The sequence below is a fragment of the Halomonas sabkhae genome (assembly GCF_030409265.1).
GTDB classification, from domain to species: domain Bacteria; phylum Pseudomonadota; class Gammaproteobacteria; order Pseudomonadales; family Halomonadaceae; genus Halomonas; species Halomonas halmophila.
In genome coordinates, this window is the sequence record NZ_JAUFPM010000023.1 from 287,991 (window position 1) to 304,063 (window position 16,073).

General features: G+C 52.1%; 15 protein-coding genes. 6 read left to right on the plus strand and 9 right to left on the minus strand.

The window, feature by feature from the left end:
• The first annotated feature begins 11 nt into the window (after nt 1–11).
• The 6 genes from QWY79_RS15110 to QWY79_RS15135 all read left to right on the plus strand — a co-directional run bounded on the left by QWY79_RS15110 (nt 12) and on the right by QWY79_RS15135 (nt 3,263).
• Nucleotides 12–752: an amino acid ABC transporter ATP-binding protein gene (locus QWY79_RS15110; RefSeq protein WP_290274580.1), complete on the plus strand. Its 741-nt coding sequence runs from the start codon at nt 12–14 to the stop codon at nt 750–752.
• A 3-nt stretch (nt 753–755) separates the two neighbouring features.
• Nucleotides 756–1,424 carry an amino acid ABC transporter permease gene (locus tag QWY79_RS15115; protein WP_290274583.1) on the plus strand — a complete coding sequence of 223 codons (669 nt, stop codon included), beginning with the start codon at nt 756–758 and terminating at the stop codon, nt 1,422–1,424.
• A 288-nt stretch (nt 1,425–1,712) separates the two neighbouring features.
• A complete protein-coding gene (gene vapB / locus QWY79_RS15120; protein WP_290274586.1) occupies nt 1,713–1,943 on the plus strand; it encodes a type II toxin-antitoxin system VapB family antitoxin in 231 nt (76 codons plus the stop codon).
• Nucleotides 1,943–2,356 (plus strand): type II toxin-antitoxin system tRNA(fMet)-specific endonuclease VapC, encoded by a 414-nt coding sequence (gene vapC, locus QWY79_RS15125; RefSeq protein ID WP_290274589.1) that lies wholly within the window; start codon nt 1,943–1,945, stop codon nt 2,354–2,356. The genes vapB and vapC overlap by 1 nt, the downstream gene beginning before the upstream one ends.
• A gap of 6 nt (nt 2,357–2,362) precedes the next feature.
• Nucleotides 2,363–2,707, plus strand: coding sequence for a hypothetical protein (locus tag QWY79_RS15130; protein ID WP_290274591.1), 345 nt, complete (start codon nt 2,363–2,365; stop codon nt 2,705–2,707).
• Nucleotides 2,708–2,954: 247 nt separating this feature from the next.
• Entirely contained in the window at nt 2,955–3,263 is a 309-nt protein-coding gene (locus QWY79_RS15135; RefSeq protein WP_290274594.1) for a hypothetical protein, read from the plus strand.
• Between the two features lie 191 nt (nt 3,264–3,454).
• Here QWY79_RS15135 and QWY79_RS15140 read toward each other — a convergent pair whose 3' ends face one another.
• The 9 genes from QWY79_RS15140 to QWY79_RS15180 all read right to left on the minus strand — a co-directional run bounded on the left by QWY79_RS15140 (nt 3,455) and on the right by QWY79_RS15180 (nt 16,039).
• On the minus strand, nt 3,455–4,114 hold the full coding sequence (locus QWY79_RS15140) for a hypothetical protein (protein ID WP_290274597.1): 660 nt from the start codon (nt 4,112–4,114) through the stop codon (nt 3,455–3,457).
• 60 nt (nt 4,115–4,174) lie between these two features.
• Nucleotides 4,175–5,200: a phytanoyl-CoA dioxygenase family protein gene (locus tag QWY79_RS15145; RefSeq protein ID WP_290274600.1), complete on the minus strand. Its 1,026-nt coding sequence runs from the start codon at nt 5,198–5,200 to the stop codon at nt 4,175–4,177.
• Between the two features lie 11 nt (nt 5,201–5,211).
• Nucleotides 5,212–6,240, minus strand: a complete 1,029-nt coding sequence (locus QWY79_RS15150) for a glycosyltransferase family protein (protein WP_290274603.1) — start codon at nt 6,238–6,240, stop codon at nt 5,212–5,214.
• A gap of 76 nt (nt 6,241–6,316) precedes the next feature.
• Complete coding sequence (locus tag QWY79_RS15155; RefSeq protein ID WP_290274604.1) at nt 6,317–8,587, minus strand: glycosyltransferase family 2 protein; 2,271 nt, start codon at nt 8,585–8,587, stop codon at nt 6,317–6,319.
• Nucleotides 8,588–8,643: 56 nt separating this feature from the next.
• Nucleotides 8,644–9,978, minus strand: coding sequence for a hypothetical protein (locus QWY79_RS15160; protein ID WP_290274607.1), 1,335 nt, complete (start codon nt 9,976–9,978; stop codon nt 8,644–8,646).
• Nucleotides 9,979–10,233: 255 nt separating this feature from the next.
• Complete coding sequence (locus QWY79_RS15165; protein ID WP_290274609.1) at nt 10,234–11,226, minus strand: hypothetical protein; 993 nt, start codon at nt 11,224–11,226, stop codon at nt 10,234–10,236.
• A gap of 41 nt (nt 11,227–11,267) precedes the next feature.
• A complete protein-coding gene (locus QWY79_RS15170) occupies nt 11,268–13,727 on the minus strand; it encodes a hypothetical protein (RefSeq protein ID WP_290274611.1) in 2,460 nt (819 codons plus the stop codon).
• Between the two features lie 3 nt (nt 13,728–13,730).
• Nucleotides 13,731–14,915: a hypothetical protein gene (locus QWY79_RS15175; RefSeq protein ID WP_290274613.1), complete on the minus strand. Its 1,185-nt coding sequence runs from the start codon at nt 14,913–14,915 to the stop codon at nt 13,731–13,733.
• Nucleotides 14,916–15,109: 194 nt separating this feature from the next.
• Nucleotides 15,110–16,039, minus strand: coding sequence for a hypothetical protein (locus tag QWY79_RS15180; RefSeq protein ID WP_290274617.1), 930 nt, complete (start codon nt 16,037–16,039; stop codon nt 15,110–15,112).
• Nucleotides 16,040–16,073: the final 34 nt, after the last annotated feature.

Consider the following 16,073-nt stretch of genomic DNA (forward strand, 5'->3'; position numbering starts at 1 on the left):
AACGTCAAGAGATGGCCGATAATCTAATTCTCGATGTACAAGACATTAAAAAATCGTATGACGGGCTTGAAGTACTGAAAGGTATCGGGTTCGGGCTGCAAAAAGGTGAGACCAAGGTATTAATTGGCCCCTCTGGCTCAGGAAAAAGCACCCTGCTTCGCTGTATCAATTACCTGACCGTTCCGGATGCCGGGCGTATTTACCTGAATGGCGAAGAAGTACTGGACAAGAATATCGACGCGATGCGGTCACGCATGGGCTTCGTTTTTCAGGACTTCAACCTTTTTACACACCTGACGGTGCTGGACAATGTTCGGATCTGTCAGATAAAGGTCGGAGGAACTGACAAACAGACTGCTACACAGCGGGCCCATAGTGAGCTTGAACGAGTCGGGTTGGGCGACAAGGCACATGCCTATCCGGCAGAACTTTCCGGCGGTCAGCAGCAGCGCGTTTCGATTGCCAGAGCATTGGCCATGGATCCCGACGTCCTTCTTTTCGACGAGCCAACTTCCGCACTGGACCCCGAGCTGACCGGAGAAGTCGTCAGAGTGATGCAACAGCTGGCTGCCGAGGGTATGACCATGGTCGTAGTGACCCATGAAATGAGCTTTGCCCGGCAGGCAGCGGACGAGATCATTTTCATGGAAAACGGTCATATCGTGGAGCAAGGCGCTCCGAATATCCTGTTCAACTCTGCCAGCAATGAGCGTACACAAACATTTCTCAATGTCATCGCGGAGCATGGATAAGCCATGAGAGAATTTATAGAGTTTGGCATTGAATGGCTACCAGAGCTTCTCAAAGGAGTGCCTGTTGCCCTGGCGCTCTGGGTGATAGCCATCACATTGGGTTTCTTCCTCGGCCTGGCACTCTGCTGGGCAAGGGTTTACGGCAACCGGCCGCTTTACTGGATCAGTACCTGCTATGTGGAGCTTTTTCGGGGTACGCCGATGCTGGTACAGATGTTTTTCATCTACCTTGGCTTGCCTCATGTCGGGATCGTTTTTGATGCTTTCACCGCAGCCGTCATTGCCATCACCTTGAACAGTGCGGCTTACCAGGCGGAATACTTTCGCGGTTCAGTGCTTTCAGTCCCCAAAGGCCAGCTTGTGGCGGCCAGGGCCTGCGGCATGAGCAAGTGGCAGGCAATTCGTCATATCATGCTACCCCAGGCGCTAAGACGGGTCATTCCCCAGTGGTCGAATGAGGCCATTATAGAACTCAAATTCACGTCCATCGCTTACACCATTGGTGTGGTAGAGATTACTGCTATCGCCTCCAATATCGGCTCGCGAACTCTGGATTACTTCCTGGTTTTCCTTTGGGCAGGTATCATCTATCTCATTCTGACGTCCACTGTTGCCAGTTTGCTTGGTTTGCTAGAGCGGCGCACCTATGTACCTGGAGTGACAAATGTCTAATCCGCTTAACGCACAAGACGATTCCAGGCGCGCTTCTGGCCCACTCACTATGGCATGGAACAGTCCAACGGCAGTGTCGATATACTGTGCCCCCTTATCCGCAGTGACTGCTCCCCGCCCTAAGCGCTGACGCGCCACGGGCGAGGCTTCCCACTTCTCAGGCAGCAGCCGGCGACAGTTGGCCAAAGATCTGGCTGGTTGGCGGCGTATTTCTCGTATAGATTGCGTAGCGCCCAAAATCCGGCTACACTGGGATATACGCAGCGTATACCTCAGGAGGTGACGATCATGGCTCAGGGTTCCGTATTTCAGTCCAACCGAACACAAGCTGTCCGGCTGCCCAAGGCAGTCGCCTTTCCAGATGACGTGAAACACGTCGACGTTGTCGCGGTGGGACAGGTACGCATTATCACACCTTCCGGGTGCGCTTGGGATGCCTGGTTTGCTGAAGAAGGTGTCACAGCAGATTACATGACCGATCGCGAGCAGCCAGCGGATCAAAAGCGGGATGCTTTCTGATGCTGAAGTACATGCTGGACACCAACATCTGCATTTTCACCATCAAGAATAAGCCAGCTCAGGTACGCGAAGCGTTCCAACAGCACCGTGAGCGCCTATGTATTAGCACCGTCACATTGATGGAACTGATCTATGGTGCCGAGAAGTCCGGGCACCCCGACCATAATCTTCACGTCGTGGAAAGCTTTGCGGCTCGCCTCGAAGTATTGCAATACGATAGGGATGCAGCAGCTCATACAGGACAGCTGCGTGCCGAACTCGCCAGATCCGGCAAGCCTATCGGTCCTTATGACCAGATGATCGCCGGCCACGCCCGATCGATGGGGCTTGTCGTCGTCACAAACAACCTGAGCGAGTTCCAGCGCGTCCCGGGTATTCGACTCGAAGACTGGACAACTCCCGGAAGTGAATGAGCTGTCTTGCTCACCCAACCAAAGCGCCGCCACGATGAAGCATCGTCGCGGCGTTTGTGGATCTGCCACCCTGTTGAGTCAGCCGAATCAACAACGGCCCTTCTTGGCCTGCCCCGGAGGGCAGAAATCACCGCCACGACCATGCTCATGGTGGCGATCATCACGATGACGGTGATCACGGTCATGGTGACGATCATCATCAATCACGACAGCCGGTTCCGGCGAGATACGCGCCGGGTGGTAACTACAGCCCGCCAACCCGGCCATCATCAAGGCGCCCATCAACAAGCAAAGTACACGCATGAGGCTGCTCTCCCTCTTCTGTGGCTATCTCATGAAGCCGTATCCTAGCAGGTCGAAAGGCGCTTGAAGCGTGGCAAAATGGCGACAGTTGATAAAAGTTCTTGCAGGTTTAGGCCCAGAAGCATCAGACAATCAATAGCCAGCGCAATTCAGCCAGCAGCCGATGGCCTTAAACGATCAGCCTAATAGTTTGCATGTTATCAATATGGCGTATAGGTTATGTACAACACAACAGAGGCGCAGTACAGCTTTCCGCCCTGCGGTGTACGAACTCCCAGCCTGTTAGAGGTAAAGCATGCATAAGACCATCAAGACAGCCGCCATCGCCAGCACCCTGCTGCTGGCTTCTTCCGTCGCCATGGCAGAGCATCATGAAAACGGCATGGAGCAGCAGGACCAAGCCATCGTCGAGGACGGCGGCGTGCAGTCCAACCATAACCCGGAAGTCGAAGGCGAGACGAACGCCAACCTGGATGATGAGACCATCGTCAAGGACGGCGGTACAGGTTCCGACTACAACGCCGAAGTCGCGGAAGAACCCGAAGCCGATCTTCCAAAAGGTGAAGTCGCCGAAGACGGCGGCGTCGACTCGGCCGCGGACTGATCACGCCCTTCCAGGCATTCGTTATCAACTCAATGCCGGCAGCAGCATCCCCGAGCAGGGCGCTGCGATACGTTCCCAAGCGGTTTTGCGCCGCCACATACAAAAAAAGCTACCGGAGGATCCGGTAGCTTTTGCGTTCGCGGCACGTGGCACGATGCTTTACCAGGGGATTGCCCCTCCCCTGACAGCGCTCAATCGAAGTGGTAGCGCACACCCAGCGAAGGAATATTACTGCCACCGTCGCCGTCATTGATGATCCCGGCCGTCGAGCGATGGTGGAGACGCCCATAGATCGACCAGGGTCCCCAGGCCGCCGGTTGCCCCTCCAGCTCAAAGATCATGGATACCATCCAACGCTTACCGGAGTCATCCAGCTTCGACGCTTCTGATGTGTAGGACATCCCCACGCCGACATAGGCAGTGGTGTCGATCGTATCGTCCCACATGAAATGTTCCCAGCTGATGGAAGGCGTCAGAAAAGCCTCGTAGTACTCTTCGTTTCCCCAGATATAGGAAACATTGGCTTCGGCATAGATCTTGGAATATCCCCAGAGATCCACTAGCTCTTTCTGCAGCCCGGTGCTGACGATCTTGTAGTCCTTGAACTGCCAGGCGAACGGATCAAATGCCTCACCGCTCTTCACTGTCTCGTAAATCGCCTGCCCCGCATGGCCACCCCAGGCCCAGCCTTCATCCGTATCGATCAGGCTCAGCGTGTAGGGGTCGCCATACCTGGCCCCCTGGTCCGCCACCACCGTGGTTGACGCCAATACACCGGCAGCCAACATCAAGCTCCCCGCCAACCCGGCAAACAGCTTCGCCCCGCCGGCACCCGATACAAACTTATTCATAGACAACTACTCACCCTTTCATCGAAATCATCCACCCTGAACCTGAGCCAAAACCCAGCCTCATGCAGACCAGCAGAACTCTTCCCCTTCCACCCGATGCCAGGATGAGCGGACGCCGCGTGCCGCCGCCCGTTCATCATCACGCTGGCGCATGCGCTGCAGCACGCGATACTGCAGGCGGTTCAGGCTCTCGAAACCCAGCCCGGGCAACGGGTTGAACGGATTCGTACGGCTCATACCCCACAAGGCCAGGCGCGATGTACCCGGCTCGGCATGCCCGCGGGCATGCACGCCGAAGGTGTTGGCAATCAGCAACGTATTACCCGGCACATGGAAACTCTGTGGCGGCTGCTTGCCCAGCGTCTCGGCTTCTTCCTGCCCAACCCGGAACGAGCCACGCGCCGTGTAACGGTCAGCATGCTCCCGCGCCTTCAGACTCATCTGATATTCCCAACGCAAGCGATCGCGCGTCAGACATGTCGATCCCGGTACAAAGACGAAGGGTCCGTTGTGCTCCGAGACATCCTCCAAATACAGCCAGAACTTCATGGTCGGCTGGAAGGTATCCACGTGCAGATTCGTCTGCGGATCTGGCGCATCATCCGTGACGCCGTTCATTACCTTCTCGGCATGACAGATCGGCATTCGCAGGTGGCCGGCACAGAAGCGCATCAAGCGCCGAAATGCCGGATCCTTCATCAGCGCCCGGGTATGCGGCATCTTCTCGAGCACTTCAGGTGCCAGCAGCATGCGCCGGGTTCGGGCATTGCCCTGGATGCACTGACGCACCTCCCCCGGGCCATGACGAACCTCCTCCACCAGCGCCTGGTACTCGGCCTCCGGCAGGTAGTTGTGCTTTAGCACATAGCCCTGCTCGATGAACTGGCGGCGATCCGCCTTCGGCACTCGCCAGCTCAGCAGAGCCATGCGTAGCCGCATGACACCATGTGCCAGTGCCACCCGGCCGACATGCAGGCCCCACCGATTCAACCGCTGGCTGCCAATCAGTGGGTTGGCCACGAACGACTTGGCACCGGTAAACAACTCCACCAACCATACAGGCAAGCGGGTGATCTGCTTGAGCATGAAACGCTTCCTCAGTTCTCGGAACCCAGAGCACGCCAGAAGGCCACCGCATGGGCCGGATCACCGCGCTCACGAGCGACCTGCGCCGCCTTCTCGGCCATGGCCTTCGCCGTCTCGGGGTTGGCGACCAGGTATCTTAACGCTTCCAGCCAGGCCTGTGGGCAATCTTCGACCAACAGCCCCGTCTCGCCATCCTCGACAATCTCGGTGTACGGCGAACGCCGACTGTAGACACCAACACCGCCCATGGCAGTGATGTCGAAAAACTTGATGAACGACTTGCCACGGTTGAATGGCGTATCGAGCAGGGGAGCTACACCAATCTGCAGGCGCTGCGCTTGTTGATGGCGCTGAAAGGCCCGCCAGGATTTGGCCTGGGGGGCGGCCACACGCTCCAGGCCACGCAGCTCGGGCGGAGTGTGCTGACCCATCATGACTTCCATGGTCAGTGCCGACTGCTCATCGTGCAAGTGTATCAGGGCGGACGCAATATGCTGCAGGTCGGCCAGGTGAGCTCGTGTGCCATGGAACCCCAGGCACCAGGTCGACTGCTCGAAGTGGTGCAAATCGGGCAAGGGTGAGATCAGTGACGGAGTCAGAACCCGCACATCCCGGTGCCGCTCCTCGAAACGCGCCGCCAGTGCCTCGCTGGAGGCCACTACTACATCGGCCAGGGCCAGCAATCGCGGCTGCAACGACGCAAGCCGCCCCATGCGCTTGCGATAAGCCTCGGGCAGCGTATCGTCAGCCGCCGCCGCGGCTATATCGTCATCAATCACATAGACAATCCGGCCGAACAGATCACGATGACGCTCAAGCCAGCGCAGGGCATACACCGGCAGGCTGCGACAGATCACCAGATTGGCACCCATCTGCCGCGACAACACCCAGCGAGCCAGCCGCCAACGCAAACCACGCACGCCCAGGCGCCCTACATCGAAGCCCTCATCACGCAACGCAGGCGCGGCCGACTCGAGAAGATAGATATCCTCGGTCGGCAGCGCCCCGTCACTGAGTACCAGCCAGCGCTTAGTGAGCATCGGCCCCGTCATGCTGAATCACCGACCACTACCCACATCTCCTCCATCATCCCTCTTCCCTCTTTCGTCTGCCTCCTCACCTCAACGAGAAGTCTTCGTGCACCAGGGTCAGGTTGGGGTTATAGGCTGGATCGTGATCGAGCTTCTTCGCCCAGGTATTGCGCATGTAGGTCACTTCCCCATCTGCCCTGGCGCGCTTCTTCGAGTTGTTGTCTGCGCCCCGCGAGATCGACTCGTGATGATAGAGCTCGGCATGCGGGGTCCAGAGATTGCGGTAGCCCGCCTCGCCGACCTTGAGGCAGAAGTCCACATCATTGAAGGCCACTGGCAAGTCAGTCTCGTTGAGGCCGCCGACCTCTTCGAAGACCGACTTGCGGACCACCAGGCAAGCCGCGGTGACGGCCGACATGTTCTGGGTCAGGAACAGGCGCGAGAAATACCCCGGGGAATTGCGGCTGAAGTACTTGTGGGCGTGACCGGCCACCCCACCGATGCCCAGAATCACCCCACCATGCTGAACGGTATCATTGGGGTAATACAGCTTGGCACCAACACAGCCAATCTCCGACCTGCACGCATGGCTGACCATCTCACGCAGCCAGTCTTCCTTGATCGGTTCGATATCGTTGTTGACCAGCGCGAGAATCTCGCCCTGCGCCTGGCGGGCGCCGAAGTTGTTGATCGCGGAGTAGTTGAACGGCTCATGCCAGGCCAGCACGCGAACCCGAGGGTCACGCTCTTCCACCTCACGCATGTAAGCCAGGGTCTCTTCACATTCGCTCTGGTTATCCAGAATCAGCAGTTCCAGATCAGGATAATCGGTGCGCTCGAGAATCGCATCGACACAGGGCCGCAGGATCTCGACCCGATCCCGGGTGGGCACCAACAGGGTCACCTTGGGCGCGGGGTCGGGCAAGGGCCAGATCACACGGTAGGTATTGGGCAGGTTGCCGTGCTCCGCCCGGGCACCCGGCCAGTTGGCCTCCAGGGCACTGCGCACGGCTTTCAGCCCTGCCTCGCTGGTGTAATCCTTCTGCTGACTGGCCAGTGCCGTTGAGCCTTCGCCGGCACGCCAGTGATACAACACGTGGGGAATATGGATTACTTCATTCGAGGTCAGGCCGGCAGTACAGCGCAGCGCCAGATCATGGTCCTGGCTACCTTCATAACCTTCCCGGAAGCCCCCCACCTGCTTGACCAGCTCGGTGCGGTAGACGCCGAGGTGCGATAGATAGTTCTGCGACAGCAACAAGTCCGGATTCCACCTCGACTTGAAGTGAGGGTCGTAACGCTCGCCCTCGTCATTCAGCTTGTCTTCATCGCTGTACAGCACCTGAGCATACGGGAAGCGGTGCAGCGCCTCAGCCACATGGAACAACGCTCGGGGCGAAAGCAGGTCATCATGATCCATCAGGGCCACGAACTCGCTCTTCACCAGGGCCATGGCACTATTGCTGGCCGCACAGATATGCCCGTTGCGCGGGCGGTAGACCACCTGAATGCGCGAATCGCTCTCGGCATATCGCTTGAGCACATCGTGAACGCGGGAATCCGTGGAAGCATCATCGGCAATGCATAGCTGCCAGTACGGGTACTGCTGTTCGAGCACTGAATCCAGGCAGGCTTCCAGCCACTCGGGGTCGGGATTGAAGACCGGCAGCAAAACCGAGATCTGCGGCTTGTTGGGCAGCTTGTCGATGACGCGTTGGACCTTATCCGGGCCAAGAGTCTTGCGATTCTCAAGCCACTGCCGATAACTGCGACGCGCGGTAACGCGCTCGAAGGTTTCCTCATAATCCGACAGGGCCATTTCCCGCCAATGCCGCCCCTGCTCCTCGGCCTTCTTCTTGAGCGCCGGCAGCACATCGGGCTTGTTCATGGTGCGCCAAGCATAGTGCATGTTGGCCAGGCGCTGGGCCAGGCGGTCATGGGCAAACCAGGGCGTCAGCCAGACAAAACGCATATGGCTGATAGTGAAACGCCCCATGCTCTCGATGGGATCGAAGCGCATGGCCTTGAGCCCCGCCGGCACATAGAACAGGCGTTTGGTGACCCTGCCCATCTTCAAGGGCAGGTAAACGCTGGTTTCCTCGCTCATGCCCTTGCCGGTATCGAGATAGAGCCGAACCGCCGCCGAAGGCTGGTCATGATGCATGGCCACCTCGAGCATGTGCCAACCCGGCAGTGGCAGGGAGCTTTTCAACAGAAACTGCGGATCATCATCCAGGGAACGCAGGGCATAGCCTTTGCCACCTGGAGCTTCCAGGGCCCGCAGGGGGGTGAATTTTGACAGCGGCTCCTGCAACAAGGGCGTGTAACGCAGGAAGCGTTTACTGAATCGCAACACGTGAGAGACCCCTCCCCAGAATTGATGTCGCATTTTCCACCAGAGGGCAGCCGACATCATCCATCAACCTTGTTAGATTCGTCAGCGACACGGTCAATTCGCGAACAGAGCCTGTTTCTAATCTTGAGAATCCCTTTGCCCTTGGGGCGAAGAGAACTTGCGGTGTCGATAACCTGCAAGGCATCTTGGTAGTACCCAAGTGTCTCGAGCGTCAAGGCAAACTCGCGTAGATAATCGGCCTCACGTGACTTCTCATTGCTCAAGACAGTGTAAGCTCGAGAAGACAGCAAGGACGCAGGATAGGCTGGCTCAGAGAATGAGGCGCCCATCAGGTCAGCCAATTTCAGCAACGGATAACCACGACCACCTTCACTAATCTTTTCCTTGACGCATTCGAAAAGCAATCGATAAGAATCAGGCGACTTTGACCTGATGTGCTTCAGGGGCTCAGCAAGGCTAATGGGCTCAGGTAACGCGTCGCTATCCTGGTTGACAGAAAGATCACGAGAACCCAGTGATGCAAGGCTAGAGAACCGATTTTTAAGCTTTAGATTAGTTTTCTCGAATTTCTGGAAAAGTTTTGTGGAAAGCTCATCATCAAGTTCGTTACGCGCTTGCCAGTGTGGTTCATTGGTTTGGTCGGAGTACTCTTGTAGCAGAACGTCAACTTCTTTATTCAAGGATGCATGGCTGTCGCCAACCACATTATTGATGAGCCGCTTTAACTCAAGAGCAGAGCTGACATAACTTCGGTTGACAAACCCCTCTTCCTTATTAAAGGCAGACCATTTTGAGGAATCGATACCAAGGGAACTCAGGAGTTGATACTCAAGAGGAAAATCAGGCAATGCAGAACGATCATAGAATTTAATGTCACAATTTTCGTCATCGAACTGATCCGCCCAATCATGCAGAAAAGAGCCATCAAGATAAGGGTGTGAACCCTCAACAAAATTGAGACAAAAATCCGTCAACTTTCTTGTTTGTCCGTGACGCTTTACACCTTGCATATAATTGGAGACAAAAAAATCAACAGGCTCGCGAAACCACCCCAGGACACCAACCTTGTAGCCTTTTAAACAGCGCCGAGCAACTTCCGCCTTACCATATAGAGCTTCGCTGGAAAGGAGAAGCGTACATTTTTCTTTTTTGGCCAACGCAACAAATTTTTCAAGAAACTTTATGGCCTCGTCTTCTTCACCATCCAGAATGCGCTTTGAAAATCCCACATGTCCGGCTGAAACCTTGTTGCTGTCAAGCGGGTGCTCTGGATAATAAACGCCATGCTTTTTCAGCGTCTGACGATTTTCCAAACAAAATTTTTGTATAGCCGTAGTGCCGGTCTTGGGAGCCCCAAAATGAACAATTACATCATAATCATTAACTTTCATAGAGCCTCACAAAGCAGCCGGTAATTCCGAATAAACAAGATAAAAACACCACCAAAACCCCAAAAAATTCCTAATTGGCTATCAGCAGAAGATCCTTTTTGAAGTTGCACCACCCTATGATACCACGTGCCCGGCCACGATTCGAGAAGCATGGAGCTACCATAGCCCGCCATGAGAACAGGGCTTGAAAGATCATCTTGAAAAGAAATATAAACAACCATAAAAAATTACGATCATTGAAACCAAGAAAAATAATCAATTAGAGCTTTTTTTTAAATAATCTAGAAACCCTTGGGCCAAATCTTCTATGGCTTTATCCGCAGAAGCTTCGTCAAAATAATCTGTACGATGCTCGGGATAAAAAGTAAAATCTTCTTCAAAAAGGCTAGCGCCTGGGTTGCAGCTTAACCTTTCAGCCAACTTTTTGTTAGAGTCACAAAAAAAATCATAAAAAGTACTTGCTTCTTCAAGTGAAGGCAACAATTTACCGCTATCATCAAGCGAGTTTTTTAACGTCTTTCCTAATTCACTTTGGTGACGAACACCAAGCTGATTCAATATGCGAAAGACCTTGGTCTTCTCCCATCCCCAGCTTTCATTGGCTCTGGCCCCCTCTTCCGGGAATTCTGAAGACTGCAAACCAAGCACCCTCAGGAAGTCGGAAACAACGCCAACACTAGCCAAGTGGTCGTCAAACACCTTGAAGGTCACGTTGCCCTGACCAAACACACTTTCCCAAAAGAGTAACTTCTTATGGTAGTCCAGATAGTTAATGACGTTGTCTGTCAGGTCGGGTAAAGCGCCATTGTTGCCAGTGAAAAATTCGCGTTCAGCGAAACTCTTGGCCGCTTGCTGGTAATGAGAAACGGCATGCCTGTCCTGACGACGTATATAAAAAACAACCTGAACATCGTCATAGTACTGAAAAAGCTGACCCGCGAATGCCGTCAAGGCCTGCTTGTCGAATACCCAGGAAAAACATTCGGAGGAAACAACGACATTCTCCGCGGTGGTGGCATGTCGGCCAAGAGCTTCCGCAAAACCACGGCGAAAATATGCCGAACCATCCTTCAGGCTGTTGTGATCAAACCACCAGGAATGGTTACCACGAACCACTTTTTGCTTTATTCCCTGCAAAAAACAGGAGACGCCCTGTTCAAGAAACAAGCCTCTGTTTTCAAACAAGTACTTCTGGATGGAGGTAGTACCTGTTTTGTGATTACCTGCATGAATAAACAGTCTAGCCATTTAACCTTCCCTGAGAACGTCCAAGAATAGAAAGAGAGGTATCAACTTTTTTGTACAGAAGACGCATCAAGGAACTCGGATGTATGGTACTTGCGTGCTTTCTTGCCACTCCAGGCATCCATCATGCTACCGACATCAAGCCCGATACCGCCAAGCTGGGCAATCCTCGAACAAAACACCTTGCCAGCCAAGCCTGCCCCCACTAAACAAACCTTGCCTCGCAGATCCATTTCATACAGTCTGCTCAGAGCACTCTGGTAGTAAAAGGGGTACAAAGCTTTTTTGAGCTTAGCTTTCTCGACAGTATATTGGCCCGGGATGGTAATAACACCAGTTATGGAGCAATCATAATGAGTAGCAAAGTCATCAGCAAAGGCTTGATCATTAGGCCCCAGGAGCACAACCTCCTTGCCTTTTAAAAGATTACGGTAGTGAGGAATCAGGTCCCTGTGAAGATAACCTGAGGGATATACATCATTGCCATGGCGTTGCGCAATCAAGTAGGGGACGATGCTACCTGCAATCTGCCCAACCATGGATCTGAAATCCATGTCGTGACCTGCTTTCAATAGCCGCTCTACTGTCGACTCATCTCTGGCAGATGTGATGATATCCGAGGAGACAAAGGCTGAGTAGATTTCATTCGCCCAAAAATTCAGATCATCATACTTGTAATTCTGATGACCAAAGTGCAACCGTAAAGACCCCCTGGCGCACAGATAAAAGAGATCTCTTTCACACCCGGATGCACACCGTGCCAGGAAACTCCCCTCACCATCGCCACTGCGGATAACGCTCAAACCAGTTCTTGACTGATACGCCTTCTCGATTCTTTGTATTATATTGTCAAGATTCACTCGCTCAGCCAGGAAACGAGTTTTTTCTTTCAACCATATCGAATGACTGGCTTCACGAAATGGCTCGTACATACGAGCGTATTCATCTCGTGAAAGCAATTTGATTGGTAATTGACCCTGAGGCGGATCACTCGCTTCTGGTTTTGTGGCTGGCTTCACACCCGACTGCCAATCGGTGGGTAATTCAGAGCGAATTTTTTCAACCCTCATACGTAAAAAACGTGAAGCCGGTTTTAATTTATAAGCCACCTGAGTGGCAGCCAAAGCAGTGTCAAGATCGCCCTTGCGGTAAAACTCCAAGCCAATATCCCGAATCAATGCAGATCGATCTTTTGAAACAGGCTTTTTGTTTTGTTTATCAGAATGAGCATTATCATTTTTCACAAACCGACTGCCCCCCAGATCATCAAGCGCTGATTTAGCTTGTTGATCCAGCTGCTGGAGGGCCTTGGCGCCAGGGTGCTCTTTCAGGGCTAAATCCAGAACCAGTTTACTTTGGGTAACCATACCTGAATAAAAGAGGGATTTAGCCAACTCACGGAAGGCCACAACAGGTTTAGTCCATGCATTCTTTAGGCTATTGAAGCCGGACTTGTCAAGAGAAAAGGTTGAATGCAGATAATTTTCAAGGAAGGCCTCAAATAGCTCTGGTCGAACTATATTTTTCGTATAATCCGGTAGTTCTTTAGCTTTATCATAAAAACCGTCACCACTATTTATGAAAGAGACCATATCATCCAGGCAGGTAATACGATAACCCCTTGGCTCTGACGGTTTCTTGAAGCTTTTTTCAATTCTGTCTTCAACCCAGGACACATCTTCCTTATTACTATCCAAGACCTCTGCAATGAAAGAGGCATCTAGGTTAAACCTGGATGCTGAAATTGACTGGAGACCAGCCATGAACTCTCGGGAAAATTCGGTATTAAAGCTTTTTGGGTTAACAAAATTTCGAAACAGGTTGTAGGAATACAAAAGAGCCATTGCTTCAAATCCAATTTTTTCATTCGAAGTAGCGCTCTTTGCTGCCCCATACTCTATGCCGACACGCTCACAAAAGTCATATACAACACTTCCCTCGACGCCCCCCTCGGATTCATACCCCACAAGGCTGATATTTTCCTTTCCAAAGAGCTCATACAGCTTTTGAAACCTATCCTGATAATGAGGGTACAGCGTTTTTAGGGTAATATTGGACTCGCCACTTTTGATTCTTTGCTGTAGTGCACTTTCCATGAAGCTTTCTGGAGATCGAACATAAGCAACAACCTTTATTTCAGAAAAGTATTTTTCTAGCACACCCTTCAACCTTTCCAGGTTTTTTCTTGGCACACTGCCGGGATGGCTAAAATACTCTGCCGATATAACGACATCTTTCTCTGGTGATGCAGAAAGTGCTTTTGTAAGGTTGGTTTGCGCCTTTTTCTTGAACTCCTCCAACTCGGCTTCGCTTAAATTACGCTTTTTGACTTGAGGGTAGTTTTGCAGATCCGGCATAACAGCCGAAACCAGCGGAACAGAATGATTGGAGCTCGGGAGTTTAAGGTACTCTACATTGTTGTCCTCGTACCCCATCAATGCGTCTTGAATCGAGGATGACCCCGTCTTGTGCATCCCCACGTGCAGATAACAGCGACGACTCATGCCTTACCCCTGTTGCAGTCGAGCTGAGTATTCGGCAACCTTTTTCCGTATCAGCTTGCCCGCGGGCCTCGCCTTCAAGGCCAGGTTCATGACATGGTGCGCACTAACCAGGTCACCGGCTGACTCGAAGCACAGAGCCAGGTCGCGGAGGGTATCAGCAGCTCGCCGGTCGAATTTTCCTTCAAGCTTTTTGGAAAAATCCGAAAAATTCAGAGCCCCCGGTTCCAGTGACGCTGCAGGAGCTGCCACCGCTTGCCTATCTCTTAGCCGCTTGATTTCTCCTGCCAGGCCCTTGGCGACGATGTCAATCTGGTGACCGGTAAAAGTATAGTTGTCGTCTCTAAGGCTCTCTGCATCCACTGGAAGCGTTACATCATTGTAACGCTGATCAGCATCGGCATGACTATCGACATAATCGCAGGCATTCTTCAAGCGCTCCAGCATGTCTCGCTGAATATCTTCGCTGGGCAAGGACTTCTCTGATTTGATGTCAGGCATATTGTTGCAAAGCTGGTCTGACACAAGATGACCAGATTTACCCAGCACACCATTCACGCCCTTTTGCACGCGAAGCTCCGAGCGCGTCATCGAGCGGTTGACATTTTCAATTGCAGGAGTGACCAGTGTGGCCGGGGCAAGACCAAGCCAGCTCTCGACGGATTGGAGAACACTCCGCTTGCAGTTGGAATAATTGAGAATCGTGATGCTTACATTGGGGTGTTGTCGGCACCGATCAATAAACGTCGAGACAAGTTCCGGCTGCTTATACCGCGAAAACATTCCCTCGATGTCGACGGTCGAACCACCTCGCTTGACCATCTGCTGGTAAGAGGAGGATGCATGCTCGACCAGATCACGAATGAACAGCAGAATGTTGACGGAGTCGAAGCGACCTGCCCCTGACTGCTCAAGTACATCATCAAGCTTTCCATGGATAAAATCGTGGAACAATACCTCGCTACTGAACAACACGTTATCAGAGGCCGGTGCGTAGTCCTGCGATAAAACAGAGCGCAACATGCCACCGTTGCCGGACGTGATCCTACCCTTTTTCGCCCTTGTGGCTGAACTGGATTCGGGGTAATCGATACCGTTTTCCAGCAAGATACTCTGGCTCAGAGCAAGACTGGACTGGATATAACTCGAACCTGTCTTGCCATGCCCCACATGTAGGTAAAGCTGTGACATAATCTAGTAACCATTGATCAAAAAATATTAACTCTTCCAAATTCATTCAGGAAGGAGGTTCAGCAGCCACCTTTACCAGATTAATACCCGGCGGCAACGCCTTCACCGGATGGTGGCTCGGTCTCTAGCCAAGAGGAGGCGATAGCATTGAGTAATAGCAACATCGTACTTGAAGCGGCACATGTTGTACTTGGTCATTGAGATCGACCTTCCTTCATCAAAGAGATTAACAGTTCTGTTTGGACTGCCATCTGCCTTTTAAGCATCTTCACCTCATCATACCCTTCCTCAGATGTAATAGAAGAAGAACTCAAGAGATCATTGGGTCCAGCATTTCGCATATAGTTATTGCAAAGTAACTTTGCATCATTGCCAAATGATTGAGAAATTTTATCCGATACTTCCTTTGAAACAAAACCAGGCATTCTCTCAAAAATCAGTGAATCTCTACCAAGATAAGATGACAGCAACTTTTTCACTGACTCATCATGTATGTCCTTAAAAAGGCTCGGACAGTATGATAACAAGTCACAAAGGGCAGGGCTCAAGCTTACATTACTCTCACTTGACATCAAACTTAGACTATCGCTAGGCACACCAAGCTTGTAAAAAAAATCCTCCAGGAGACTGCCATTTCTCAAAAAGTCCTTCTTAACTACAGATATGCTAAGATTCTCTTTGCCATAAGTTTTGCTGAAAAAATCTGCAGCTATTCTAAAAGATGGATTATTAACTTTTACAGCTTCATCTACAAAACCCTCAAATGACTTCCCCTTTTTATAACCCCATTGCTGCCATGCTGAAAGCAAAAACTCATCAAATGGCTTTATATAATACAAAACCTTAACTTCAGAAAAATATTCCTTAAGAACCTTATGTATATTATAGCCAGGAGGTTTTCTAAGCTGGTTGACCAGATTTTCAGCTGACAACAGAAATGTTTTATCTGAAAACTCATCTTTGGCTAGAATATGGTCAAGCTTTTCTGAAAGCTCACTGGTATCGTTAGACTCCATCACTTTGCGATAAAACGGGCGTGGCGTCTCTCCATTTGGATTAAAGCCTTCGTCTCCTCTGACCCTCATTTGTGGATCTGGTATAACGTAACCAAACTTTTCCAACATTAGCCTATTCTTAATGATGGATCTTTGTATGCTA

Bases quoted from the DNA above. Each gene is read 5' to 3' on its own strand.
- QWY79_RS15165 (WP_290274609.1), bottom strand. From the start codon at position 11,226: ATGGCTAGACTGTTTATTCATGCAGGTAATCACAAAACAGGTACTACC.
- QWY79_RS15170 (WP_290274611.1), bottom strand. From the start codon at position 13,727: ATGAGTCGTCGCTGTTATCTGCACGTGGGGATGCACAAGACGGGGTCA.
- QWY79_RS15150 (WP_290274603.1), bottom strand. From the start codon at position 6,240: ATGCTCACTAAGCGCTGGCTGGTACTCAGTGACGGGGCGCTGCCGACC.
- vapB (WP_290274586.1), top strand. From the start codon at position 1,713: ATGGCTCAGGGTTCCGTATTTCAGTCCAACCGAACACAAGCTGTCCGG.
- QWY79_RS15110 (WP_290274580.1), top strand. From the start codon at position 12: ATGGCCGATAATCTAATTCTCGATGTACAAGACATTAAAAAATCGTAT.
- QWY79_RS15145 (WP_290274600.1), bottom strand. From the start codon at position 5,200: ATGCTCAAGCAGATCACCCGCTTGCCTGTATGGTTGGTGGAGTTGTTT.
- QWY79_RS15140 (WP_290274597.1), bottom strand. From the start codon at position 4,114: ATGAATAAGTTTGTATCGGGTGCCGGCGGGGCGAAGCTGTTTGCCGGG.
- QWY79_RS15175 (WP_290274613.1), bottom strand. From the start codon at position 14,915: ATGTCACAGCTTTACCTACATGTGGGGCATGGCAAGACAGGTTCGAGT.
- QWY79_RS15115 (WP_290274583.1), top strand. From the start codon at position 756: ATGAGAGAATTTATAGAGTTTGGCATTGAATGGCTACCAGAGCTTCTC.
- QWY79_RS15180 (WP_290274617.1), bottom strand. From the start codon at position 16,039: ATGTTGGAAAAGTTTGGTTACGTTATACCAGATCCACAAATGAGGGTC.
- QWY79_RS15135 (WP_290274594.1), top strand. From the start codon at position 2,955: ATGCATAAGACCATCAAGACAGCCGCCATCGCCAGCACCCTGCTGCTG.
- vapC (WP_290274589.1), top strand. From the start codon at position 1,943: ATGCTGAAGTACATGCTGGACACCAACATCTGCATTTTCACCATCAAG.
- QWY79_RS15160 (WP_290274607.1), bottom strand. From the start codon at position 9,978: ATGAAAGTTAATGATTATGATGTAATTGTTCATTTTGGGGCTCCCAAG.